The 24,860-nt window shown below is 39.1% G+C and carries 23 protein-coding genes, 1 tRNA gene and 1 pseudogene; 19 read left to right on the forward strand and 6 right to left on the reverse strand.

The genetic code is table 11. The annotated features are described in order from the left end of the window. Positions 1-138: 138 nt before the first annotated feature. Positions 139-489 carry a BLB8/JUQZ-1 family protein gene (locus AYJ08_RS17275; RefSeq protein ID WP_064018757.1) on the reverse strand — a complete coding sequence of 117 codons (351 nt, stop codon included), beginning with the start codon at positions 487-489 and terminating at the stop codon, positions 139-141. 856 nt (positions 490-1,345) lie between these two features. Here AYJ08_RS17275 and AYJ08_RS17280 point away from each other — a divergent pair. After that, a complete protein-coding gene (locus AYJ08_RS17280; RefSeq protein WP_064018758.1) occupies positions 1,346-3,355 on the forward strand; it encodes a serine hydrolase domain-containing protein in 2,010 nt (669 codons plus the stop codon). A gap of 315 nt (positions 3,356-3,670) precedes the next feature. Continuing rightward, the gene (locus AYJ08_RS17290) at positions 3,671-4,222 is read left to right on the forward strand and encodes a GNAT family N-acetyltransferase (RefSeq protein ID WP_064018760.1); all 552 of its coding nucleotides are present in this window, start codon (positions 3,671-3,673) and stop codon (positions 4,220-4,222) included. Between the two features lie 271 nt (positions 4,223-4,493). Here AYJ08_RS17290 and AYJ08_RS17295 read toward each other — a convergent pair whose 3' ends face one another. Next, positions 4,494-5,222 carry a stalk domain-containing protein gene (locus AYJ08_RS17295; RefSeq protein WP_031411057.1) on the reverse strand — a complete coding sequence of 243 codons (729 nt, stop codon included), beginning with the start codon at positions 5,220-5,222 and terminating at the stop codon, positions 4,494-4,496. Positions 5,223-5,611: 389 nt separating this feature from the next. Here AYJ08_RS17295 and AYJ08_RS17300 point away from each other — a divergent pair, with 389 nt between their 5' ends. Next, a complete protein-coding gene (locus AYJ08_RS17300; protein WP_064018761.1) occupies positions 5,612-6,268 on the forward strand; it encodes a DJ-1/PfpI family protein in 657 nt (218 codons plus the stop codon). Positions 6,269-6,671: 403 nt separating this feature from the next. Here the strand turns inward: AYJ08_RS17300 and AYJ08_RS17305 are convergent. Further along, positions 6,672-6,744 (reverse strand) — tRNA-Ala (locus tag AYJ08_RS17305). 287 nt (positions 6,745-7,031) lie between these two features. On the opposite strand from AYJ08_RS17305, the gene AYJ08_RS17310 reads away from it, so the two are divergent. Next, entirely contained in the window at positions 7,032-8,381 is a 1,350-nt protein-coding gene (locus AYJ08_RS17310) for a methyl-accepting chemotaxis protein (protein WP_064018762.1), read from the forward strand. Positions 8,382-8,523: 142 nt separating this feature from the next. On the opposite strand, the gene AYJ08_RS17315 is transcribed toward AYJ08_RS17310, so the two are convergent. After that, the gene (locus AYJ08_RS17315; protein ID WP_064018763.1) at positions 8,524-8,862 is read right to left on the reverse strand and encodes a TM2 domain-containing protein; all 339 of its coding nucleotides are present in this window, start codon (positions 8,860-8,862) and stop codon (positions 8,524-8,526) included. 210 nt (positions 8,863-9,072) lie between these two features. After that, positions 9,073-11,097 carry a methyl-accepting chemotaxis protein gene (locus tag AYJ08_RS17320; RefSeq protein WP_231929141.1) on the reverse strand — a complete coding sequence of 675 codons (2,025 nt, stop codon included), beginning with the start codon at positions 11,095-11,097 and terminating at the stop codon, positions 9,073-9,075. A 314-nt stretch (positions 11,098-11,411) separates the two neighbouring features. On the opposite strand from AYJ08_RS17320, the gene AYJ08_RS17325 reads away from it, so the two are divergent. The 4 genes from AYJ08_RS17325 to AYJ08_RS17340 all read left to right on the forward strand — a co-directional run bounded on the left by AYJ08_RS17325 (position 11,412) and on the right by AYJ08_RS17340 (position 15,760). Next, on the forward strand, positions 11,412-11,909 hold the full coding sequence (locus AYJ08_RS17325; RefSeq protein ID WP_031411052.1) for a cation:proton antiporter regulatory subunit: 498 nt from the start codon (positions 11,412-11,414) through the stop codon (positions 11,907-11,909). Positions 11,910-11,916: 7 nt separating this feature from the next. After that, positions 11,917-13,146: a cation:proton antiporter gene (locus tag AYJ08_RS17330; protein ID WP_031411051.1), complete on the forward strand. Its 1,230-nt coding sequence runs from the start codon at positions 11,917-11,919 to the stop codon at positions 13,144-13,146. A gap of 187 nt (positions 13,147-13,333) precedes the next feature. Beyond that, positions 13,334-14,359 (forward strand): acyltransferase family protein, encoded by a 1,026-nt coding sequence (locus AYJ08_RS17335; protein WP_369799691.1) that lies wholly within the window; start codon positions 13,334-13,336, stop codon positions 14,357-14,359. Between the two features lie 237 nt (positions 14,360-14,596). Further along, complete coding sequence (locus AYJ08_RS17340; protein WP_064018765.1) at positions 14,597-15,760, forward strand: hypothetical protein; 1,164 nt, start codon at positions 14,597-14,599, stop codon at positions 15,758-15,760. A 133-nt stretch (positions 15,761-15,893) separates the two neighbouring features. Here the strand turns inward: AYJ08_RS17340 and AYJ08_RS17345 are convergent, their stop codons facing one another. Beyond that, positions 15,894-16,178, reverse strand: coding sequence for a sigma factor (locus AYJ08_RS17345; protein WP_064018766.1), 285 nt, complete (start codon positions 16,176-16,178; stop codon positions 15,894-15,896). 229 nt (positions 16,179-16,407) lie between these two features. Between AYJ08_RS17345 and AYJ08_RS17350 the strand changes: the two genes are divergently transcribed. From AYJ08_RS17350 to AYJ08_RS24565, 11 genes and pseudogenes are all read left to right on the forward strand, one after another. Next, a complete protein-coding gene (locus AYJ08_RS17350) occupies positions 16,408-17,151 on the forward strand; it encodes a hypothetical protein (protein WP_064018767.1) in 744 nt (247 codons plus the stop codon). 344 nt (positions 17,152-17,495) lie between these two features. Continuing rightward, positions 17,496-18,776, forward strand: coding sequence for a helix-turn-helix domain-containing protein (locus AYJ08_RS17355; RefSeq protein WP_064018768.1), 1,281 nt, complete (start codon positions 17,496-17,498; stop codon positions 18,774-18,776). An 18-nt stretch (positions 18,777-18,794) separates the two neighbouring features. Beyond that, positions 18,795-18,932: a hypothetical protein gene (locus AYJ08_RS24080; RefSeq protein ID WP_197490742.1), complete on the forward strand. Its 138-nt coding sequence runs from the start codon at positions 18,795-18,797 to the stop codon at positions 18,930-18,932. Positions 18,933-19,091: 159 nt separating this feature from the next. Further along, positions 19,092-19,805, forward strand: a complete 714-nt coding sequence (locus tag AYJ08_RS17360; protein ID WP_064018769.1) for a response regulator transcription factor — start codon at positions 19,092-19,094, stop codon at positions 19,803-19,805. Next, positions 19,795-20,832, forward strand: a complete 1,038-nt coding sequence (locus AYJ08_RS17365; protein ID WP_064018770.1) for a sensor histidine kinase — start codon at positions 19,795-19,797, stop codon at positions 20,830-20,832. The genes AYJ08_RS17360 and AYJ08_RS17365 overlap by 11 nt, the downstream gene beginning before the upstream one ends. A gap of 89 nt (positions 20,833-20,921) precedes the next feature. Beyond that, positions 20,922-21,842: an ABC transporter ATP-binding protein gene (locus AYJ08_RS17370; protein ID WP_064018771.1), complete on the forward strand. Its 921-nt coding sequence runs from the start codon at positions 20,922-20,924 to the stop codon at positions 21,840-21,842. Next, positions 21,835-22,569: an ABC transporter permease gene (locus AYJ08_RS17375; protein WP_064018772.1), complete on the forward strand. Its 735-nt coding sequence runs from the start codon at positions 21,835-21,837 to the stop codon at positions 22,567-22,569. The genes AYJ08_RS17370 and AYJ08_RS17375 overlap by 8 nt, the downstream gene beginning before the upstream one ends. Positions 22,570-22,627: 58 nt before the next feature. Further along, on the forward strand, positions 22,628-23,227 hold the full coding sequence (locus AYJ08_RS17380; RefSeq protein WP_064018773.1) for an undecaprenyl-diphosphatase: 600 nt from the start codon (positions 22,628-22,630) through the stop codon (positions 23,225-23,227). 258 nt (positions 23,228-23,485) lie between these two features. Next, a complete protein-coding gene (locus tag AYJ08_RS17385; protein WP_064018776.1) occupies positions 23,486-23,725 on the forward strand; it encodes a hypothetical protein in 240 nt (79 codons plus the stop codon). A gap of 352 nt (positions 23,726-24,077) precedes the next feature. Then, a complete protein-coding gene (locus AYJ08_RS17390) occupies positions 24,078-24,575 on the forward strand; it encodes a phage tail protein (protein ID WP_064018774.1) in 498 nt (165 codons plus the stop codon). A gap of 94 nt (positions 24,576-24,669) precedes the next feature. Next, a pseudogene (locus AYJ08_RS24565) lies at positions 24,670-24,860 on the forward strand (hypothetical protein); the annotation flags it as partial.

A 24,860-nucleotide genomic window follows, 5' to 3' on the forward strand; every position in this document is an offset into this window, starting at 1 on the left:
TGGATTTATCATGAAAAGATTGGCAGGCAGTAAAATACCATTGTGTGAATATCTTCAGATTAAATTTTATATTAGAACCCAAAAATCTCTCTAATCGATCAGAGAGATTTTTTGTATGCAATCCTGTATCTAATCCTATTAGTAGGGCACCGTTATATTCCGGATATAATTCAATGTACCGTTTTTGTAGACATAAATGGATGCATTGCCAGATTGAACTGCGGTAAATTTATTAAACTGTGTCCTGCTATCGTATTCAACCTTGATAACCTCACGACTTTGAAATACTTTTTGCGACCAGCCATCCTTCGTGCTTATTCTGATATGTGAGCCAATATTCCATGTTTCATTAGAAGTGCGGATTGATGCTGAGACGTTACTAGAGTGTTTGGCTGGTGTAGCCATTGCACTTGATGCTGGTAAGAATGGTGTTACCGTGATCCCAAGAGCTAAAGAGAAAGCAAGTAGTGTTGAGACAGATTTTTTCATTAGGGAAGCCCTCCTTATATTTTTGAATATTAAAATAATTATATCGAATAATGTAAAAAAATGTAAGCAATTTAGAAATATCTATAATCCGATTAACTTTCATACTAGCTTTTTGTTACGGCCAAGAAGCGTGAGAAGCTTCTATAAGGATTTTCTGATGTCTATCGGAGAGTGGCAAGTTGCTGCGCATATGCCTTTTACTCTTATAGCAAACTAAGGAATAGATTTTTTACCTTTATACACAGCTTCTTCGCAAATCCTTGACCTGTAGCCTGAAAATAGATGGAGAAATTTTTGATTTGTATAAAAGCATTAGCTTGATTGCGAAGCATTCCCTTTTAAGCATGAGGTATGGCCCTCGCTTCCTCTCGGGAAATGCCCCTTTGCCTCGAATTGCCATGAGTGTTTCTTGATAATGTGCTCGTGCTACAGGAAAACTGATTCACTGACCTTCAAACAGATTAATAATACAGAGCAGGGAGCACAACCTAATGTTTACCTCGCCTTATACCCCGTAGGATAGGCAAGAAAAAGCCTATGCCATCACCTCACCAAAGCAACAGCGATGTAGAATAAAACACATTTTTATGACTCTAATCAGCATACAACGAACGGGAATAAGCTTTATTGAAATTCTGGATTGCCTTCGATTTATAAGGTTACGAGACCTTGTCACTAGGGTTACGACAGCTATTTTAGTAGCTTCGTGATAGAAATCTCACAGCTCACAAAGGGATAACGCATGTCAGTTCTTACAAAAGGAGTGATCTTGTGATCTTCTAGACGAACTCAGAACGAATGGAATGTCGGACGAAACGGCCATGTACGTGAAAATAAAACCAAAAGGAGAGTATCTATGCCTATCCATGAAATGCTTCGGTTAAAAATGTGTAAGGTACTAGGTCTGACCCTGCTTATTTTTTCATTGATCGCTACACCGATGATTTATGCAGCGGAGAAGAAAGTAAACCCGATTGGGCCCACGAATGCAAAAGAAGTAGAGAAGTTTGCTGATCAATTTTTCAACCGTCCAAAAATCAAAGAAAAGCTCACCGGTGCTGCTTTTGTTGTCGTGAAGGATGACCAAGTATTGTTTAAGAAAGGCTACGGATATGCTGATCTGGAGAAGAAGCGGCCTGTTGATCCAGACTCTACCGTATTTCGTATCGCTTCGATTTCTAAAATCTTCACGTCCACAGCAGCCATGCAGCTCGTCGAACAAAATAAACTAGACCTAAATAAGGACATTCAGGAGTACCTGAAGGATTTCAAGCTCAACAATAAAACAGGCAAAAAGCTCACCTTGGATCATTTAATGTCACATATGACTGGCTTTGAGTATACCGATCTTCCTTCTATGGATACAGAATCACCCAATAAGTATTATCCATTGGATGAATTTGTTAAGCAGAATGCTCCAAGCATTGTATCCAATCCTGGAGAGGTGTTTCGGTATGACAATTATGCTTTCGTCTTGCTAGGATACATTGTACAGAGCATGACTGGTGTACCATTTCATCAGTATGCGGAGAATCATATTTTTAAACCTCTAGGCATGAATAGCAGTAGTTTTATCATGAGACCCGATATACATGCTAATCTGGCTACTCCATATGATGGCGTAAAAAAACCAATTCCTGAATATGGCTCGATTCCTACAGATGCACCAGACGGGAGTATGCTATCGACTGCAGGTGACATGGCGAAGTTCATGATCGCACATCTTAATGGTGGTAAGCTTGCAGGGAAACAGATTTTGCAGGAAAAAACAGCAAAAACCATGCATCAGGTTCGCCATAATCTTCACCCAAAAATTCAAAATGGCGCATACGGATTCGAAACATTTTTCCAAAACCATTACAATCAACAAGCTGTGATAGGCAAGGGCGGGGATTTGCCTGGATACCATTCTTGGATGTGGCTTTTACCCGAAAAGAAGGTGGGGGGATTTGTTGTTTTTAATGGAGATGGGGCGAATTTTCGTGAAGAGCTGTTCAAAGCGTTCATGGATCATTACTATCCAAAACCAGTGGAAGATAAGGTAGATGTACAAACCACCAAAAAAGGGCTGCAACGCTTTGTCGGCGTTTATCAGGATTTACGCTCCCCGTATTGGGTGTTTCGAGTCAATGTATTAGATGACGGACAACTGATGGTTAAAGACCCTTTGGGTAATCATAAGTTTCGGCAAAAGGACCCGTTTTTGTTTGAAGATGAGCAAGGAATGAAAGCTGCGTTTAAAGCAAATCCGAATGGCTCAGTTGACTATTTTTATTACAATAAGGTGGATAGCTGGGCGCAAAAAAGACCGGAGCCAAAACCATATAGTGATGTCGCCAAAGACCACGAATTTGCCAAATATATTTACGATGCTAAACAGCTTGGGTATCTAGTTGAAACTCCCGACAATAAGTTTCACCCCGAAAAGCCAATTACTCGGGGAGAATTTATTGCTCAATTACTACGCGTTATAGGAGTTCCGCCTTCTAAAAAAATGCCAATGTTTAAGGATTTACCTGGTAATGAATACGCTGGGGAAATTCAAAGCGCTCTAGATTACGGGCTCGTAGAAAAACCAAATCATCAACGAATAGAGCCAAATAGACCAATTACCAGGGAAGAGGCGGCAATGCTCGTCTGGCGAGTGGCCAATAAAAGACAGGTATCTCCTTCTGCAAAAGTGTCTTTGATTGGCAAAACGGATTCCTGGGCGATGGACGGTGTTAAATATGTAGTCTCAAAGGGCTTGTACGGCCCTGAAGTTAAACCGAATAGTCGAGGAGAAATCGATTATAAATCCAAGCAGCCAATGCTTCGCCAAGAGGCGGCTGCACTGATCAGCTTATTTGCACAACGCTTTGTTTAGAGCGAATAGTAAATAGGAAATGTAGCCCTGCTGCCTTTGCAAGGTTTGATGCCTAGAAGGACTGAATGTCTTGGGAGCAGAGGATACACATGACTCCACAGAGAGCTGACGGATTCTCTGTGGAGTTTTATTTACAGTATGGTTATGGGAAAATTCAGGAATTAAGTTGGGATTATTTAGAAAAATATCTTGTTATAAAAGAAGAAATACGCAATAATGTCTGTAGCTTTATATTTTTCTTATGAAGGGAATGAGTTATGCCAGGTAGCTGATGGTCTTTTCTTACTCAACGTATAAAACATTGGAGGTAAGACCATGAAAACAGAAGCAAGCATTGTAACAGACAGATTGCTAGTAAGAGAAATGACGCTTGAAGATGCAGAGGTTTTATATCGCTATTGGTCAGATGATGAAGTAACAAAGCATATGAACATCTCTTCCTTTACACATGTTGATCAAGCGAAAGAAATGATACAACTCCTCCTTGATTTAGGGAAGGAAGGGAAAGCATATCGTTATTCCATTGTAGTAAAGGAAACAAACCAAGTAATTGGAACTTGCGGGTTTAATTATATAGATCGAGAAGATAATCGAGCTGAGATTGGATTTGATTTGGGGAGACCATTTTGGAAGAAGGGCTATGCTAGAGAAGGCCTAGAGGCGCTGGTTCGCTATGGATTTGATGTCCATAAGCTTAATCGAATTGAGGCAAAGGTTGAACCGGAGAATGTTAATTCCAAGAAGCTTTTAAGCAAGCTGGCCTTTGTTGATGAAGGAATACTACGAGAATACCAAAAATCCAAAGGAAGCTATGTTGATTTACACATATTTTCGTTGTTGAAAAAAGAGTACCTTGAACAGAAATGAATGAGTTAAGTCTTTTAGAGATTGATAGCACGGTATAAAGAGTAATCCTAATTCATTTGATAGGTCCCCTTCAGGTAGACAGTAAGCAGAGATAATACTGTTTATTTGGAGGGATTTTTTTATGAGGGAAATGACCTGTGTAAGCCTACACGTTCCAACGAATGGTGAAATCGTAGAGCTGCATGAGTAGTCTTACTTATGCTAGTGATGAAGGGAAGCTGAATGGAAAAAGGCGACCTTAACAAGGTCGCCAAATGCTTGTCTAGCGTTATTAGTTCTTTGTAAGTGTAACCTTACCAGAAGATGCTTTTCCTTCGAAATCATACAAATCGTCATCGTCGTCAGAATCCGTAATGGTACCAGTAATGTCAGCATCCTCAAAGGTATCGTCATCCCAAACCATCTTACAGATTTTCGTTACGAAATTCTTAAGGTCATCCTTATCTAGATCATTGAACAAATCTTCGTCATCGTCCATGCTAAACTCGATTGTGATCTCAATATCATCTTCATCGCCATCTAGGCTAATATCCCAATCAATATCTTCCCAATCTTCATATTTATCGCGGATTTCATCTTCAAGATCTTCTAAATCATCGCTGATACTGCTTTTCTTATCATCTTTCCTTGCTAGATCATCCTTGGCATCTTTCAATTGTTTTTCTAGGTTTGCGATTGTGGAGTCTTTAGATGCCAATTGAGCTTGCAGTGAAGCAACAGTTGGGTCTTCACGATCTGTTACGGATACTGTGTAGGATGTTTGATCCCAATCAACGTTTTTGTTGAATACACCAGCCATCATGCGAACAGGAATGTAAGTCGTTCCATTGACAATAAATGGTTCAGTCGAGGTTGGAACTTCATAACCGTTATACTTTACCTTCACATTATTGTATGAAGCCAGTACATTCTTCTTTACCACTGCAGCATCAGTTGTTGCAGGTAGAGCTCCAATCAATAGAGCAGATGATAATACTAGTAATGCTTTTTTCTTAAACATCAGGATCCCTCCATGTGTCTTCTTTCTACTGATGAAATTTTTGTTGTTTTTACAAGCAAGAAAGTTTTAACACCGAAATTTTGCTGAAGAATTTCGTGACCTTCTTGGCTAATCTCTGCCATTTTACAAAAGAAAGAAGTCATGCTGATGTCAAAACAAAATGTTTTCTAGGGAATTTATGGCAATAATGTAGTCGTAATGAAAGCAAACATTTATAAAAAGAAGCAAATGCTGTTATACCCCTCTACTCGTAAGGAAAAGGACCCTCTGCAACCTAAGCAGCCCCTACGCGGAAATGTGCTCTTCACAAAACCGACACCAATATACTATAGGGGAGTATAGTACAATGATTTTGAATTATAAATCATTATGTTTGGAGGAGAGATATCATGAAAGTCGCAATTATGCTTTACAATGGGATTACTGCGCTAGATGCAATAGGGCCGTACGAAGTATTTGCTGGTGTAAAGGGCAGCGAAGTGAAGTTTGTCGCCAAAGATAAGGGTTTAATCAAGCTTGATTCTAAAATGGGGTATTTGCATGCCGATTTTAGTTTTTCTGAGGTTACATCGGCTGATATTCTTGTCGTCCCTGGTTGTTGCCCTCCTAACTATAAGTCTTTGATGAATGACGAAGACACATTGAATTGGATTCGGGAAATACATAAGACCACGAAGTGGACTACATCGGTGTGTACCGGTTCTCTGATTTTGAGTGCGGCAGGTTTGCTTAACGGATTGAAGGCAACCAGTCATTGGAGTTCCTTGGATTTACTCCAGTCTCTTGGTGCTATCCCAACTGATGAGAGAGTGGTTCGTCAGGGCAAAATCGTTACAGCGGCGGGTGTTTCCTCCGGTATCGACATGGCCCTCCAGTTAGTAGCATGGGAATCAGGAGAAGAGATGAGCAAATCAATCCAACTGCTTATGGAATACGATCCTATGCCTCCGTTTGATACTGGTTCACTAAAGAAAGCTCCAGCTTCACTGGTAGAACAATTACGAGCGATGCTTCAAAAGCTTGAAAACAAAGAGCCTGAATTATAAATCATATATAAGACGTAAGTAATCTAGCTGAGTTTATTTGAGTTTGCCCTCAGCCAGTTACCGTGAAAAGTATTACCTATGCTAAGTGGTATCGATGTAGCTCCAGCTTATCGTCATGATCATAAAAACAGATATCTACATACCAAAAAAGCATCATTCTTTCTTTATACTCATAGAAAGGATGATGCTTTTTTGTCCTAGCTGGGAGGCAATATGAGTAAGTCCCTTCCTGCCAAAATAAAAACGCTCCTTTTCGGTATATTCACGGGTGAGTGAAGAGTGAACTAACACCGAAAAGAAACGTTTTATAAAAGCGTGTAAGCCGCTGAATGATCCGATCGTTCTCCTCTTCACTTAGTGATTACCAAGGATAAGAATCTGGATGAATCTTGGCTATGACAAGTGGACCCTATCGGGATCGAACCGACGACCTCTACACTGCCAGTGTAGCGCTCTCCCAGCTGAGCTAAGGGCCCGCATTTGGTGAACTTATGGAAAAAGTATAGCATAGTGTCTCTCTCTTATGCAACAAAAAAACTTAAAATTTTGCCATTTATCATTCAAACATGTACATCTTATAAATATAAGGCTAAAATATTCCGATAACATTGATGACAACTGGAAAGGAACGGAAATATACCTCTTACTAACTTATTTGCTACAATCGACCAGTAATTCCGATTTCCCATCCAGAAAAACATAAACGAGTTACCCAGTTACCCGATCGAATATCGATTATCCCCAAGCCTAAGGAGGAGTTACCTTGTTTACAATTTGGAATACAAAAAAACCATATCCAGTACATGAATCATCAGAAGTAGATAAGCAGCAGACGAAAACTCACTTTTCTTCAGGCGCTTCACCAGCTATAGCATCTACCAATATGAATTCTGTTTCCCGTACGCATTCACTGATAGAAGCTGATACACATAATCACTTGCTTACAAGCATTGGTCTCTACGAACAAAATATGAAGCTAAGTCAAAGCGGCAAGCTTTTAGACGATCTACAAGAGACAACGAAGCGGGCCATTCACGTAAGTAAATCTTCAGAGGAATTAGCTTGTTCGGTAGTGGACGTAGCCGAAAGTACAAGCAAAATGGCGCAGTTTACCGAAGAGACAACAAACAAGGCATACCAAAGTGGCAAGAGTATCAGTGAATCGCTGGCTATTTTTCGTGAAGTAGAAAATTCCGTTTGTTCTATGAACAATACCTTCGACAGCTTGCAACAGGGTATCATCTCAACACATAAAATTGTCGATACCATTCAGAGTATTTCTAACCAAACCCATTTACTAGCGCTGAATGCTTCGATTGAGGCAGCAAGATCGGGTGAGCATGGGCGAGGATTTGCTGTCGTAGCGCAGGAAGTGAGAAAGCTCGCTGAGGAGACCAAGCGTGCTCTGGCGGATATTTCTACTCATATGGAAGAAGTCATGAAAACATCTCTGACAATGCGTGAACAGGTTCAAGCAACACAACAGCAGGTGGCAGTAGGGGCTCATCAGGCAACGGAGGCGGAGGTTTCCTTGCGGCATATGATTGAGGAGATGCGCAGCATTGAGACACAGACCAGTAATATCGCATCCATTACGGAGGAACAAGCGGCAGCTACTCGCGAAATTGACGAGCATATACATAATATCGTGGAACAGATTTCAGAATCTAGTGAATCCTTGCGAAATATGGGAATAGACGTGAATGCGCTATCGCAAAAAATAAATCAGAATAGATTATACAATATTGAGGAGTATGGTAAGCAACATGATTGGCATGACCATCCTGATTTGTTAAAGCAGGTCGTCATTCAAGATCATCTTTGGTGGGTGTGGAAGGTATACAATGCGATTTATGGATTTGAGGTATTAAATCCTTATGAAGTTATAGATCATACGGCATGTCGATTAGGGCGTTGGTATAAGCTAGAGCAAGATCGTGTTCCAAAAGCATTAAAGCCTGGTTTCGAGAAAGCGCATCACAATGTTCATCGCTTAGCAAAAGAGATTGCTGTCGCACTTCAGAATGGCGATAAACATCGAGCTAAAGCTTATCAAACGGAGCTAGAGCGGGCTTCTAGTGAAGTTGTACAATTTATTGAGAAAATGATGTAACAGCACAAACGCCATATTTTCCTATTATTATAAATCTCTATATTCAAAAAAGCTCTCTAGGCCATTAAACGTCCTGAGAGCTTTTGATCATCAGCTAAACCTGATTATTTGCCTTCATTTCCTATACAGTGCCTGCACAACCTTATGTAGTCGTTACAATGTTGATCATTTTTACCTTCTGAATAATCGTTGTTTCCAACTGTTCATTAAGCTTATCAATGCGTTTTCCGATGAGAAAAACATCAACAATAGCCCAAACAGTAATTGGAATAAACATAAGAAACCAACTGATGACACTGACGACGATCATACCAACAGCAATTCCATTGTCACCGCTATAAAATCGATGACCTCCCAAGATGCCTAAAAAAATCCACAGAAGATAGGCAATCAGTTTTGATCTTTTTCGTTTTTCAAATTCTGCGTTTACCATGAGTTGTTGATTGGTAGTTAAGCTTCGCCTTGCAGTCAAATTATCCATGACATTCCTCCCGACAGAATGAGCACATACCCAAGCTTTTATAACGTCAAAAAGAATAGACAGCTCGTGGCTGTCAAATTCTTTGGGCATATGCATCTATTCTATGAGAGGGGATGAATAAATTTGCTTGTTTGTGGTTGATGTCTAAAAATATTCAAAATCGCATAATGAACCACAAAATACATAAGGAATGGTGCTTTTCTTTACAATCTAAACTTTAAATCGCTTCAGTTCTTCCTGCAACTGCTTCGTCATGTTAGCCAACGTACTAGCGGTAGCATGTACTTCCTGAGCAGAAGCAGAGGCTTGCTCGGATGTAGCCGCAATTTCCTCTGAGGAGGCAGCGACTTCCTGCGAGATACTGGAGCTGGATTCCACTTTCGAGATAATATCTTCTTTTTGCTGCTGCATGTGCTGTGCAGATAAGCTAAGTTCCTCCAGCTTAGGATTAATGACGTCAATTTCTGCCATGATGTTTCGGAAAGAGGCAGTGGCTGTGTCCATTTCTGATTTTTGCCCGGAGATCGCTTCTTTCATTGATGTTGCATTCATAAGCATTTGATCTGAATCGGCAGATACCGCGCTAATCATGTCTGCGATCATTTGAGAAGATTGGCGGGATTGCTCTGCTAATTTACGTACTTCATCGGCCACAACAGCGAAGCCTCTGCCAGATTCTCCTGCCCTTGCTGCTTCAATAGCTGCGTTTAATGCTAATAGATTTGTTTGTTCGGCAATTTGATTAATGACAGTAGTGATATGATGAACATCCTTTAGGTTATCGTTGGCTGTGACAATATTATTGATGAAATCCTGGAAGACCTGATTAACCTCATCAACCGATGTGATGAGCTGGTTCAGGTTTTCGTTACTTTCATTTGCCAACGTATGAATATTTTTTCCGTTCGTGTCTACTTCCTGGATTGCACGCACCATCTCATCTAATTGCGTACCATACGAGCTGAGTGTCTCTCCGATCTCAATCAAATCTTCTGTTTGGGAAGTAACACCCGTTGCAACATCTTGAATGGAGATAGATACACTTTCCGTAGCGGTGCTCATTTCATTGGAAACGTTGCTTAGGCTCTGAGAAGATTGATCGATTTCCTGCGATTGCTTTTGTACAACACCAATTAAATTACTAAAGGAGTTTTTCATATTTTGCAACATGTGAGACAGCTCACCAAACTCGTCTTTACGCTTAAGTAGCTTGTCATCGATTGATGTGTTTAGCTCGCCTTGTGCCATTCTTCCTAGAATGTCTTTAAAGGAGTGGATGGAACGGCTTAGCGTATAAGCATACCAATAGGCAATACCAATGGAAGCTAACAAGAAGAAACAAGAAATTACCATTAAATAATTTCGCATGCTAGTAATGCCGCCAAGTAGATCATCGGAATTGATAAAGACAACAATTCCACCGCCTGTAAGAGGGAGCGGGGCGTACCCAACATATTTTTTTATTCCTTGATATTGATAAGAGCCAGTAGAAGTATTTCCTGTAATCAAATCGGACACAATGTTAGCGAGTTCCTTAAAGCTGTCATCGGTCTGAGACATCACAATCAGGTTTTCTTGTGTTTTCATTTTGGGAATATCCTCAGTGACGACAATCGTTCCAGTTTTATCTACAACAAAGCCTTGTCCTGTTTCACTGAATCTAAGCGTAGACAAAAACTTTACCAATTCATCAGCAGATTGAACGACGTATACCACACCATTAATCTGATTTCCTGTACGGATAGGTGCAGCAAACACGATAATAGGTTCTTTCGTTTGGCTGGCGATAAATACGTCTGATGTAGTTGTAGCTCCGGTCAATGCTTTTTGGAAATAGATCTTTTTACTAATATCTTTTCCTTCATTACTACCAATCACGGTCTTACCTGTAGCGTCTGCAATACCCCAATCTATTGCACCATGCTCTTTAACCAGGGTATCAAGACTCTTTTTAATTGCTTCTGAATCTGTTTCTGTTTGATATTTTTTAACTGCTTCTCGAGCTGCTAAACTTTCTACAAATGTTATGTCATCTGTCAATTGAGCCTGATAATTTCCCGCTGCTTGTTGGGCAAGAGGCAAAAGCATTTCCTCTGCACTTGTGACCATTTGCTTTTGCGCTTCAAAAAAAGAAAGGCTTGTAAGTCCTAAGCAGGTGATGATCAGCAAGCCACAAATCATAAATAATAGCTGCCCTTTAATCGATTTAAACTGAAAGATTCCTTTCAATTTCAAAATAATCCCTCCATTTTTACACTTGTTAAAACAAGCATGTCTTTACATTTTCGTACTTTAACATTAAAAAATTTATGGACAATTTGTTACGGATGTGTAAAAACGCAAAAATAAAAAAATACCCAAGCTATGTAAGTGCTTTTATTTATAAATAAGTAAACCTATAGGAATTATGAAACTTTTTCGTGCTTGATTCGTATACCCAAAAAGTAATCAGCCCAAGAAGTGATCAATAGTAATGTTTCGTAATAAAAAGGGTAAACTGATTACAGATTCTACATCATTTTTTATGTAGCGAGGAGGGCATTACAGTAATGGATATTCGTGAAATTGAACTACCTGGCATCGGTCGAAAATTCGAAATGATTACAAGAAATAATGAAAAAGTGGTTATCGTTATCCACGATGATGGTCGGAGAGAGATTTATCAATTCGATGCAGATGATCATGATGAGAGCATTTCTAGTGTTATTTTTAACGATGCCGAAGCTAGAAAAGTGGCTGAGATTCTAGGGGGAGTCGTTTATAAGCCAAAAGCGCTTGAGACAGTAGAAATGGCTTTTCATGATTTAGTAATTGAATGGTTTAAGGTATCACCAAATGCTGTAGCGGTTAATCGGTCGATTCTGGAGGTGGATATTCGCAATAAGTACAGTGTGACTGTGATTGCGATTCTGAAAAAGAATTTGAAAAAAGTTCTGAATCCGGGACCTGAGGAGATTATAGAAGCTGGGGATACGTTAGTCCTAAGTGGGGAAAGAACTCATTTAAAGGCGGCGATTCGTGAATTATTATCGAGCGAGGGGGACTAAAATATAGATGGATCATTTGGTATTTGAGGTCGGAACTGCACTTTTGTTGGTAGCGATTGCAGCATTGCTGGCGGGAAGATTAAAATTCTCGATTATCCCATTTTTAATTGTTTTGGGAATGATCGTAGGTCCGCATGCTCCTACGATTGGGATTTTTGATTTTACCTTTATTGAATCCCAGGGAGTCATTGATTTTATGGGTAGGATTGGCGTTTTGTTTTTACTGTTTTATCTTGGGCTGGAATTCTCAGTCGGTAAGCTCATCAAATCAGGGAAATCTATAGCCGTTAGTGGAACCATATATGTAGCTCTTAACTTTGTATTGGGGCTTCTCTATGGTTTTATGACTGGATTCCCAATGCTAGAAACATTAATTATTGCTGGTTTTGTGTCGGTGTCTTCCAGTGCGATTGTAGCCAAAATCTTAGTAGATTTGCGGCGAACGGGAAACTCAGAGACAGAACTTATCCTCGGAATAATTCTCTTTGACGATATTTTCCTCGCGGTATTCCTTTCTATTATGTCAGGATTGTTGCTAGGTGGAGCAACATCGATTGGAGGAAGCATTCTATCTGTCCTCATTTCAATCGGGTATATGCTATTGTTTTTTGTTATTGCTCGTAAAGGAACCCCTATCTTAAATAAACTACTTAATATTGCTTCAGATGAAATTTTTATCATTGTGGTGTTTGCAGCTTTGTTCTTTGTTGCTGGTTTTTCTGAAACCATTCACGTAGCAGAAGCAATCGGCGCCTTATTATTTGGCTTAGCATTATCAGAGACAGAGCACAGCAAACGCATTGAAAAACTCGTTATTCCATTCCGTGATTTTTTTGGAGCCATATTTTTCTTTAGCTTTGGGCTCAGCATTGATCCATTAACACTAGGCGGTGCCATTTGGCTTGCGTTAGGTGTTGTTATTTTAACCGTAGTGAGTAATTACGTTGCCGGTATGATTGCAGGCAGACGCTCTGGACTGTCTCATAAAGCATCTAGTAATATCGGACTTACGATAATGGCTCGCGGTGAGTTTACTATTATTGTAGCGAATCTTGGTATTGCAGGCGGGCTAATGCCTATTTTAAAACCGTTTTCTGCCTTGTACGTGTTGATTCTTGCTATACTGGGACCTTTACTCACCAAAGAATCTAAGTATGTTTATCAGTTTATGAACAAGATTTTTGGCTGGAGTCAAAAAACAGCAAAAAAGGCAGAGCAGAAGATTGAAAACTCATAACGAGAAGAGAATACAGGCTTCGGCTTAAAATATAGAGAAGGATAAATATTGGGGCTTAGTTCAGTACATATTGGACTAAGTTCTTTTTTTTATTGGTTTTCCACAGAATTTCCACGTTTATTTGATAGAATGAAAATAACAAAGACAGAAACAAATACAAAAACAGAAATCGGAGACTAATATGTATATGGATTCGAGAATCGTAAAATCGTTGTTTATACTACAGTTGCTCTCATCATTTCTAGTATTTGCTGGGCATTATACCGCATTAGTGCTCAACTATACTGATCCATTCTGGGTTATCGCTTTAAATCAAATCAGCCGTTATGGAACTGTTTTTTTAGCAATTATTACTGGATTTTTTACTGCAAGATCCCTAGAACGATTAAAGGGGAGTGGCTGGAGCTTTTTTTCGGGAAAAATTACTTATATTTTTATCCCGTTCCTTTTATTTGGTGTTTTGTATCACTATTTATTAACGGAACAGCTCCCTTCACAAGGAACTGATTTTCTAAATATCATACTTGGTAAAACAGGCGGGCAGCTTTATTTTATCTTCATGCTGTGCCAATATTATGTATTCGCTTACATTTTTAGGAATATTATTAACAAAAAGAATATTCTTGTGCTGATCTGGGTGTTTATGATCCTTCAATATGTGTATATTAATTACCTACACCAGCCTTGGCTTGGACTGAGTACACGGCATGCTTTCCCGACCTGGATTTTCACGTTTTATTTAGGACATATCATATATTGGTACAGGGAAGAAATCATTCTCTTCATGAAGAATAATCAGCCTATTTTGGTAGGCTTTGCTGGAATCTCCTTATTTAGTGCAATATTGTTTGTTCTATCTGAAACAACCTACGTGGCTGTTCATATGCGGTTTGTATTAGCGACACTTGTTACGTTGCTTACTGGCTTACTTTTTCTGTTCGATTGGGCAGAGTATATTCCTTTGACCTTTCGTAAAGGTCTGACCTTCTTCATATACCTGACACACTCGGCTGTTACGATTATCGTAAATAAGACACTGATAGGTTATCTAGGCGATATTGCTTGGATTTTTGAAAGCACGTGGTATACGCTCGTTTATTTAGTCATTATTTATTGCATCACCTTTGGAATTTCCATGCTTTTGTCTAAAATGATGAACCTGATGGAGACACATAAACGGCGGAAGATTAGGCAAATAGAAAGCTCGATGTAAAAAAATGGTTGATGCATGTGTTCAAATTGCATCAGCCATTTTTTATTTGCCGGCGTTTGGTTCTGATGTTCAACCAGTAACTCATAGTCTCTTTTTTGTTTCATTCGTAACGTTTATAATAGATAAGTGATTTTTGTTTCCCTTCTTACTTAGTAGATTTGTATCTACGTGCATTCTGCTTGTGATAGGCGGGGTATCATCTAAGACAAAAACATAGACAAATACATGGAGGTTTTCATGAATAAAAAAGAAGTGGCAGCTTGTCTGTCCGCGTTCTTGCTCCTATTCTTGCTGGGCTGTCAGTCTGTGGAACAGCAAGCCCAACAAGCCTACTCTGAACCCAAACAGCTAGAATCGACGAATAAAACAGACATACAAAACATCTGTACTGATGAGCAAGATTGTATAGAGCTAGGCAATAGACTGGTTCAGGAAATCAGTGTAAACATACCCGAGCTATTTTCGATGGAAGAGTATGTGAAGGATAAAAACGCAGAGTCGGAAGCCAACGAGAAAGGCTTCTCCATCGACGCAAAAAGACAAAATGCTAGTGAGACACACGTGCTGATGAAATACAAGATTAATGCACAAGATGAATTAGTAGAGCCGTATAAGCAAAAGCTAGATACCCCAAAATGGAGGAGCAACTCTTCTGCAACTGGTCTTACGCGTGAGGAGCTTGAAAAATGGCAAAAAGATACTTGGCTGCATCATGAGATGTGGAACTTCTATAAGGCGTTAATTCCTAAGGAGCAACGAAAACAGCTTACAGAATTTACGGTCATGACAGATGGGAAACAGCATATCTTTGCGAATCTAATTCAATCAGAGGATGGTTCTAATAAATGGAGATTGGAGATGGATGCGCTAGATTTCCATAAAGCCGATCCACAGCTAGTTAAAGAACTGATCCATGAGACTGCCCACCTGATCTCGCTAGGAGAGGATCAGATGCAAAGTTACATAGAACATGATAAACAAAAAGCGCGGGTGAGTCAGAGTCAGCCAAAAAATAACGTAAAGTGTGACAGCCTACATGTGAACGAAGGCTGTACGAAAAAGGATTCCTATCTAAATAAATTTTATCAGCAATTCTGGTCGATGTATGAAAAAGAATGGAAACAGACGAATGTAGAGACCGATGCATCAGCTAAACGGGTCTTCTACGATACCTATCATCAGGAATTTGTATCAGAATATGCCATCACCAACGTGGCAGAGGACTGGGCAGAGACCTTTACCATGTTTACACTGCATGATTTTAGCCAAAATGAAACGACATCAGAAAGCCAGCAAAAGTTCGCGAAAATGAAATCGTTGTATGCATATTCTGAACTAGTTAAGGTGAGAACAGAAATTTTATATCAAATGTATAAGCTGCTACCAGAGCTAAAGCAGTAGCAGAATAAAGGACTAGCTTATACCAAATGAGCCAAAAGCCAGAGGTTCCCAGTAACGGAATATCTGGCTTTTGGTCTGTCATTTTTGTCATTACTGTATGATGGGGATAGAGCCGCTATATTTATGTTCTTCTTCAAAGCGGCGAAATACATTCATCTGATAGGAGGCTTTTTTCGGAACAGGGAAGCTCGCCCCGAAAGCTGTCAACATTACGATAAGCCTTAATAAATACCTCCTGAGTAATATCCTCTGCCAGAGCATGGTTTTTGACAATCATACAAACCAGATGGAAGACGCTCTCCCCATATTGGTGAATCAAATCTTGAATCGCTGCCTCTTTATTAATAACGAGACTTGGAGGGGATATCGAGTCTATCGAAATGGGCTTGATTTGGTCACAACCAATGTCGTTCAACATATTCACCTCTTTCTTCTATCTGTATATAAGGATAGGGTCAGGAACGATTTTGTGACAGGTTTAGGATAATTTTTTTGCGGGAGGAGTAAATCTCTTCATTTGTAAACAATTTGTTAAGACCGAATATTGCTAGTGGTTTCTAGTAAATTTATAATAAATGAAATGTTTCGTGTTTATGTACATATACGGCTAGAGAAACAAACTTTGAAAAGGGAGCGGCGGTTATCAAATGAAAATTCCTCAAGAGTTTTTCAAGGCCTTTCCAGCGTATGAAGACGTGTTTTATGACGAGATAGAACAACACCGCAAGCATTTCCTGCCTATTTGTTCGATTAATTTACAATGTGTGTTTCCAGAACGAGATGAGTGGGTGCATTTTGTATCAGCTAAGGCGATCTATGACGGCTGTGTAGGGGAGGATACCCCAGATTTTCATACAGAATATACGAAGGAGGACATGCTTGGCTTTACGGTGATAGACGGGAAGTATAAGTTTGAAGCGGATTGGAGCTATTTCGGAACAAATCACGAAGAAGAGAGTAAAGCTTATCTGGATAATGCAAACCATTTCCAGATAAGAAAGGAATATTACGAGCGAGTGGGTTCGATTTATCCGTACTCCAGCTTTGGGAAAGAGATTCAGGATGTAGAGGAATTAATTCAGGATATGCAGGATAAACAGGAAAAGGGCTGGGGATTGGAATATCCGGCTATCAATGGATTCTTAGATGATGTAGCGTTTAAATCTGAAGAAATGCAAAAATTCATGAAAGAATATGATGTAAGCATGGAAGAGATGGAGAGTTTTGGAAATACCAATCTCATCAATATTCCTACCAGACCAGATGGACGTACTTTTACGTATATTGGTGCGCTGACAGGTTTTTATTTTCAAGCCTATGGAGCTGATTGCTTGTATCTGTTTTATGATCGGAATTTGAAAAAAGCGGTGGTTTGTTTTGAGTATACGTAGAACATATCTTTTAACAGTCAAAGTAGAGTGAATGTACCCTACGTAATATGTACTAGCTAGTGCTATGAAATGAAAGGCTGTCGGGGGGACTATCGGCAGCCTTTTCGTGCTTCAGGGCATTTCGTTAGCGCATGTATTACCTCAAAATCGTGCAGAATAATAACTAGTAATCGAGATCAATACTAAACTTCTTTCATAGGAATGAAATCTATCAGGTAATCCTTTGAGCATAATAAAATACCATTAATCAATCCATTATTTTTTATTGTTATTTACAGAAATATACAGAAGGGTTAAAATTAATAAAAAATGCTACGTTCTATTAATATAGGAAGGGGATTCATATGGTCGACAGTAAAACTACCCAAACAATCGGGGAGCTGATAAGAGCAAAAAGAACAGAGCTAGGCATCAGTTTATCAGAGGTATCCAGAGTGACTGGGGTTAGTAAGGGGGTTATTTCCAAAATAGAAAGTGGTGAGACGAAGCGTCCAGAGTTACGAACCTTAAAACCAATCGCAGATGTTTTAGAAATCCCTTACGAGGAGATCATTGAATGTTGTATTGAAATGGAACAACGAGTGAGTGTGCTGGATTTATTTTTATCAGAATCCATTGAAATTTCCAACCTTTCCTTAATCACAAAAGTGGCGAATAAACTTCTTGAGTCTCCTCAGGAGGATACATATACACTATTAGAACATTTGTACCAGCTTGCGAATAAGAACATGAATACGGACATTCGGTTAACCCTCTATAATATCATTATTACCTACGCCAGAGGCCATGGAGTACCCATGTATATTGCAAAAGGATTATATCAAAAATACTTAATTGAAAGAGAAGATTTGAAACGTTTGGAAGAATCGTTTAAAGTAGGAGAAGAATCATTATATTATGTTGATTTTTTATCTGATGAAGAGAAAATAACTTTTTATTTTAGAATGACATTGCATGCTCATAACACGAAGAAATTTGCAGAGTGCATCGAGTTATGTAAGTTGGGCCTGAAGGAAGGAACCCCGGGAACAGAATTAAAGGCGAGAGCACACTTAGCAATGATTAACTCTCTGTTATTTTTAGAAAATTATGATGAAGTAGAACATCATTTGGATGTTTTCGAGCAATACCAGTATCATTTTGTCCCGGATGCTACGAAAATTACTCGTGCTATTGTGAAAGCAAAAACGAAGCAGTTTGATGCAGCGATTCCCATGTTAAAGGATTGTCTAGCTGAGGTTAGCAAGGACCTTAAAATACATGTGGCGAATGAACTATTTGATGTATATTTTCAAACGAGAGACATGAATTCTATTGAAGAATTGCTGACCCACGAAGAGGAATGTATGCTTCATCATCCTCAAACTCCCTATCAGCATATTTCGATCGGAACATTCTACCAATTCAAAGGGAATTTTATGATGGAAAGCGGATTTCCTGAGCAAGGAAAAGAAAGCTATTTGTTGAGTTTAGGTACATTTAAAAAAGTGAATGCCTATCAGGAATTAACGGAGTGTATGAAACATATTTTTGAATATTTTGCAATAAATTTAATGTCAGTAGATATTGAATATGTAAAAAGATTAAATGAAGTGTATAATGGGGCTGTAAGAAAAAAATGGTAACTAGAGGAGGAAAATGGAGTGAAAAAGACGGTTGCTGCAACGGTATTATCCTTAACTTTATTAGTAGCAATGAATGTGGTTCCTTTACACAAAACAACGGGCTCAAACATAACTGCTTTAAAAGTTATTCCAACTGTAGTTGATCCTGGCCATTAATATGATGAATTTTCGATAAGAGCGCTATCGTCATGATGCGCTCTTTTTTATTGATCAAAAAATCATGTCATCACGCAGTATCTCTCGTCCTCTCGAAAGTAAGGTCTTTGCCTGCGGAGATGGTATAATGCGAAGAAGAGATAAGAAGCGGGTGAAAATATGGAAGAGATTCGGGTACTTATTGTCGATGATGAAAAAGAAATTAGAGATTTACTACGCAAATATCTGGAAAGAGAGTTATATCAGGTTGATGTGGCAGTAAATGGAGAAGAAGCTCTTCAGATGTTTGAAAAAAAGAAATATAACCTCATGATCTTAGATGTAATGATGCCCAAGATTGATGGTATCGAGGTATGCAGAAGGCTTCGAAATAAAACGAACATTCCTATTCTCATGCTCACTGCTAAGGATCATGAGATTGATAAAATTTTGGGTCTGAGTATGGGAGCAGATGATTATATTACCAAGCCCTTTAGTATAAATGAAGTGGTGGCTAGAGTTAAGGCTATTATGAGAAGATTTCTAATACTAGGGAGCGATGATCGTTCTCATGAAAACACATTAATAACGTTTAAAGGCATTACAATTGATCTTAAAAAATATACCGTACATCTAGCTGGAGAAAAGATAAGCTTAACAGCCAAGGAATTTGAACTACTGAAATTTTTTGCATCCCATCCTGAACAGGTTTTTACGAAGACACAGCTCTTTCGTCAGGTTTGGAATAGTGAATACGTAGAAGATGACAATACGGTTATGGTACATATTCGAAAGCTTAGAATGAAAATAGAAGCTAATCCATCCGAACCAAAGTATATTCAGACCGTTTGGGGAATTGGATATAAGTTTGTAGGTGAAAAAAATGAGATATGACAAAATAACCTTCCTTCTTCTCCTTCAGCTCATCATCATGACATGCTTTCTATTTATAGATGTAAAGGGTCTAACTGAAGGCTTCCTGAGAGGTGGGTTATTTACTGTTTTAATTGTGATAACAGGATTTCTTATTGTTATAAGGCTCGAATTCCTGACGAAAGTAAAGAGGATGATTGCGGAGCTAAGACGTGCGACTCATGGAAATTTCCAGACAAGATTATTGGCTAATGAGGATTACTTATTTAATGAAATGATCTTTGGCATGAATGAATTAATTGACCAGCTAGAAAAAGTTCAAGTTCAGGCGATAAAATCAAAAGCAGCCAGAAGAAGTCTTTTATCTAGTATTTCACATGATATTCGTACTCCTCTTACTTCTATGATTGGATATGTTGATGCTCTAAAGGATAATGTGGCTACTTCAGACAAGGAGAGACGAGAATATCTGGAGATCATTTCAAAAAAATCGAGCGGTTTGAAACATGTCATTGATGAAATGTTCCATATGGCGAAATTAGATGCGGATGAAATCCCTTTACAGTTAGAATTGCTCGACTTTGCTGAAATGGTTAGGGAATCATTAATTGAATTTTTGCCTGAGCTAAAAAAATATCAGATGGAGCTGAAGGTCTGCATTCCTGAAGAGAAGTGCCTGATCGTGGCTGATCGTCTGAGTCTGTTACGAATTATGAATAATATGATCAAAAATGCTGTGCAGTATGGGAAAAAGGGGAAAGTGCTAGGCGTTGAATTGACTGAGACCGACAAAGAGTACCAATTGTCTATATGGGACAAGGGTCCGGGGATTTCTAGAGAAGACGTACCTCATGTATTTGATAGGATGTATCGTACAGATCGCGCGAGAAACTCGTTACATGGGGGTAGTGGACTAGGTTTGGCTATAGCTAAGAGCCTTGTAGAAAAGCATTCAGGAAAGATATGGGTCGAGAGTGAGCCGGAAATAAAAACGACCTTTGGCTTTTCTATTCCCAAGCAAAAGAATGGAATCGAATTTAAGAATTAATTAAGAACTAATTAAGAGGCAATTAAATTCGTCTGCTTATCATGAAACTATGAACGCTAGTGATAATCGTTTAATAGCAGGGGGACAACATGAGTGTAATCATTAAAACCACGGATTTAACAAAGGCATATGGTACGCAGAGCGTTGTAACTAACCTTGAGATGAATGTAGGGCAGGGACAGATTTATGGTTTTCTCGGTCAGAATGGTGCAGGAAAGACGACTACCATTCGTATGCTGTTAGGCTTAATAAAACCCACCCGGGGTACGATTGAAATATTCGGGGAGAATTTACTGAAAAAAAAGAAAGAGATTTTAAGAAGAATAGGTTCTATTGTGGAGTCCTCAGGATTCTATGAAAACTTAACAGCTAGAGAAAATCTGTTTATTAATGCAAAGCTCATGGGTGTTCATAAGAAAAATGCAATAGAGGAAGCCTTAGAGATCGTTGGACTTCAACATGAGACGAAAAAGCTGGTCGGTAAATACTCATTGGGAATGAAGCAGCGTTTAGGGATTGCTAGAGCCATTCTGCATCATCCTGAGCTGTTACTATTAGACGAACCAACCAATGGTTTAGACCCGATTGGCATTAAAGAGATACGAAGACTGATTAAATCTCTAGCCCAAGAAAGAAATATAACGATTTTGATTTCAAGTCATATTTTATCAGAAGTAGAACAACTGGCAGATCAGATCGGAATTATTCATGAGGGGAGGCTGCTTGAGGAAATCTCCTTTGAGGAGCTTAGAGTTAGAAATCGGAAATACCTTGAGTTCCAGGTATCTAACGATAACAAAGCAGCTATGCTGATGGAGGATCAGCTTCAAATATCTGATTACCGGGTGCACGAAGACGGAATTATCAGGGTGTATTCACACTTTGGCCAACAGGGGAAGATTAACAGATTGTTTGTAGAGAATGGTATTGAAGTAAGTAAGATTACGATGAGCGAAGATAAGCTAGAGGATTACTTCACGAAGTTAATTGGAGGTGGGACTATTGGGTAATTTGCTTTATGTTGAACTTCTAAAGCTTAAGAGAGCGAAAATGTTTTTTGTCAGCATGATAGGAGCGGCTTCAGCTCCGATTATGGTATTTATCGGATTTTTAAATATGAAGATGAAAAATCCTAATGCATCTGTTGAATTTCAAGCAGCCTTTTACAATACGAATTTGTATACACTTCTGCTCATAGGAACACTTCTGTATGGAGTGATTACTGCTTACCTTTTTAATCGGGAGTATGTGGAAGATACATTAAAAAACCTGCTAACCATCCCCGTATCGAGAACTAGCTTTATTCTAAGCAAATTAGTTTTACTGTTGATTTGGATTTTACTATTAACAATAATGACTTGGGGACTGACCTTGATTTTAGGATGTATTGGACAGTTTGAAGGTTTAAGTACCGCTTTATTAATACAATCCTTTTCACAATATATCATGGGTGGATTTCTACTGTTTCTGTTGTCAACTCCAACTATGCTTGTAACCTTTCTGTTCAAAAATTATGTTCCTACAATTATATTTACTGCCATTATCACGATGGCAAACGTCGCACTTGCAAATTCAGAATATCGGGTATTGTTTCCTTATTCAGCGGTACATGAAGTGGCTATCAATCGGTTTGTTGCTGAATATGCTCCCGTATACTCCTATATATCTATTTTGCTTACATCGATTCTTGGATTCATTATAACCACGGTGTATTTTAACAAGATGGATGTTCATTGATTATCGTCTCTCTCTTGCTGTGCTATTATAGCTATTTTAAATAGGAGGAATGCCAAAAATGAGTGTTTCTGAGTTAAACATTGATGTTTTTCGAGCCATTAATGATTTAGGGAAACAGTATGCTGTTTTAAATCCAGGTGTGGTTTTTATTGCAGAATATATGGTGTATTTTTTAGGATTGGGTTTACTCGTCTATTGGTTTACTCGCAACCACAGAAATCGAATGATGGTCATTCAAGCGGTGATTACCTTCATCCTTGCTGAAATCCTTGGAAAATTAGCGGGACTGTTCTATTCGCATTATCAGCCATTTGCGGTACTTGAGGATGTCAATCAGCTCGTTGAACATGCGATCGATAATTCGTTTCCAAGTGATCATTCGATCTTGTTTTTTTCCATCTGTGCTTCTTTTTGGCTTATGCGTAAAAAAGAAGGCTGGCTATGGCTTGTCCTCGCTGTATTTGTAGGACTCTCTCGTGTTTGGGTAGGTGTTCATTATCCAGTTGATGTCATAATAGGGGCATTATTAGGCATTGTCTCAGCCTTGTTTGTGTATTGGGCTGTGCCAAGGCTTGCTTTTATACAACGGCTACTTGCACTTTATGAAAAGATAGAACAACAATTCTTGCCGGCCAAAAACAAATCCAAGAATTTTTAAGCAAAAAACCGCGGAGCTAATCCCGCGGTTTTTTTATGGAAATGGAGGCGGTTTACTGAGAATTATGGCTTATTGTCGAATAATGGCACAATTTGTCATACGTTTCAACATTTTCAATTGATATCTTCTTAGCGGAACATTCTTTAGAATAAAAAGATAAAACAGAAAATACCTTATTTATCACAGGAAGTATTGTGTAGCATGTATGTAAAAATTAACGGAATGCGAAACTCACAAGACAGAATGGAGGATTTCAAGATGGCACTCGTATGGGCAGATGAACCTACAGGTGGGAATAAAACTTCCCAGAAATCAAAAGAGCATGAAAAAAGAGAGGTCCCTTCCGCCGACCAAAGCCAAGGAACATCTCTTCGTTTTAAACAAAAAACGCTCTCTTATCTTAGTGTAAGGGACAGACAAGCACCAAGGCAACAGAGTAGCACAGAATTTCCTAAAAAAGGTAAAGGTGTTGCAGGGAGTATGTGGGCATATTTTTAAACAAATAAAGAGCATGAGGTAAGTCTGCATCTAAATGCTAAATGGTGATCCTAGTTGCTGCAAGGCAAGACAAGCCTGAAAAGATAAAACACGAAAATGCATACAGGTAAAATTGAAATGGATGTATGTGATAAAACCAGTACAGGTCAGGTTGTCCGAAAGCAACGGTAACAATTTAATAGGGAGCAGTGGCCGCCTAGCAGCGGCCTTTTTTGATGCCGATAAATGAAACTAAGGATTCATGATTTTAGGTTTGTACTTCTCAAATAAGAATAGGCTTCAGGTCATTACGGACAGCAGATTGTCTGCATAGATTATAGAAAAATGCCAACAGGCGGAAAGGAAAAAAAACATGGCTGAGCCATTTTTGGGTGAAATCCGTTTGTTCGGATTTACATTTGCTCCTGAAGGATGGGCATTTTGTGACGGACAATTACTCCCGATTAACCAGAATCAAGCATTGTTTGCTTTGCTAGGGACAACATACGGCGGTAATGGCAGTACAACCTTTGCATTGCCTGATTTAAGAGGAAGGATAGCAATCCATCGATCAGTCAGCTTTCCGATGGGGCTGACTGGAGGAGAAGTAACTCATACGTTAACTGTTGATGAAATGCCTACCCATACGCATCAGGCCTTGGGGAGTATATCTGCCGCTAATACAGTTTTGCCAGCTAATAGTGTTTGGGCTGTGACGGACAATCCAGCCTACAATCAATCTGCTAATACCTCAATGAGTCCTGTAGGAATTAGCTCTACTGGAGGCAGTCAGCCACACAATAATATGCAGCCATTTCTTGTGCTTAATTATTGTATAGCGTTACAGGGAATTTTTCCGCCGAGGCCGTAGCACATTACTATTTTTGAGATGCGTATCGTAAGTCTTCATTAAGCGGAATTTTCCTCCAACTATTATCGACCGTAGGAAAGGAGGGATGTTCAACGTGTCCAAATATAAGCGCAAATACTATCTTCGTAAAAAAAAATGCCAGCTTATATGCTTAGTTTGCAGATTAAAGAGAAAAATTCATAGATTAGAAAAAGAAATAATGAGGCTAGGAAAACAAGGGGCGACGGGAGCAACCGGACCGACAGGAGCAACGGGGACGACAGGAGCCACGGGGACGACAGGAGC

Origin of the sequence: Brevibacillus sp. SKDU10 (assembly GCF_001645205.1) — a bacterium.
GTDB lineage: Bacteria > Bacillota > Bacilli > Brevibacillales > Brevibacillaceae > Brevibacillus_B > Brevibacillus_B halotolerans.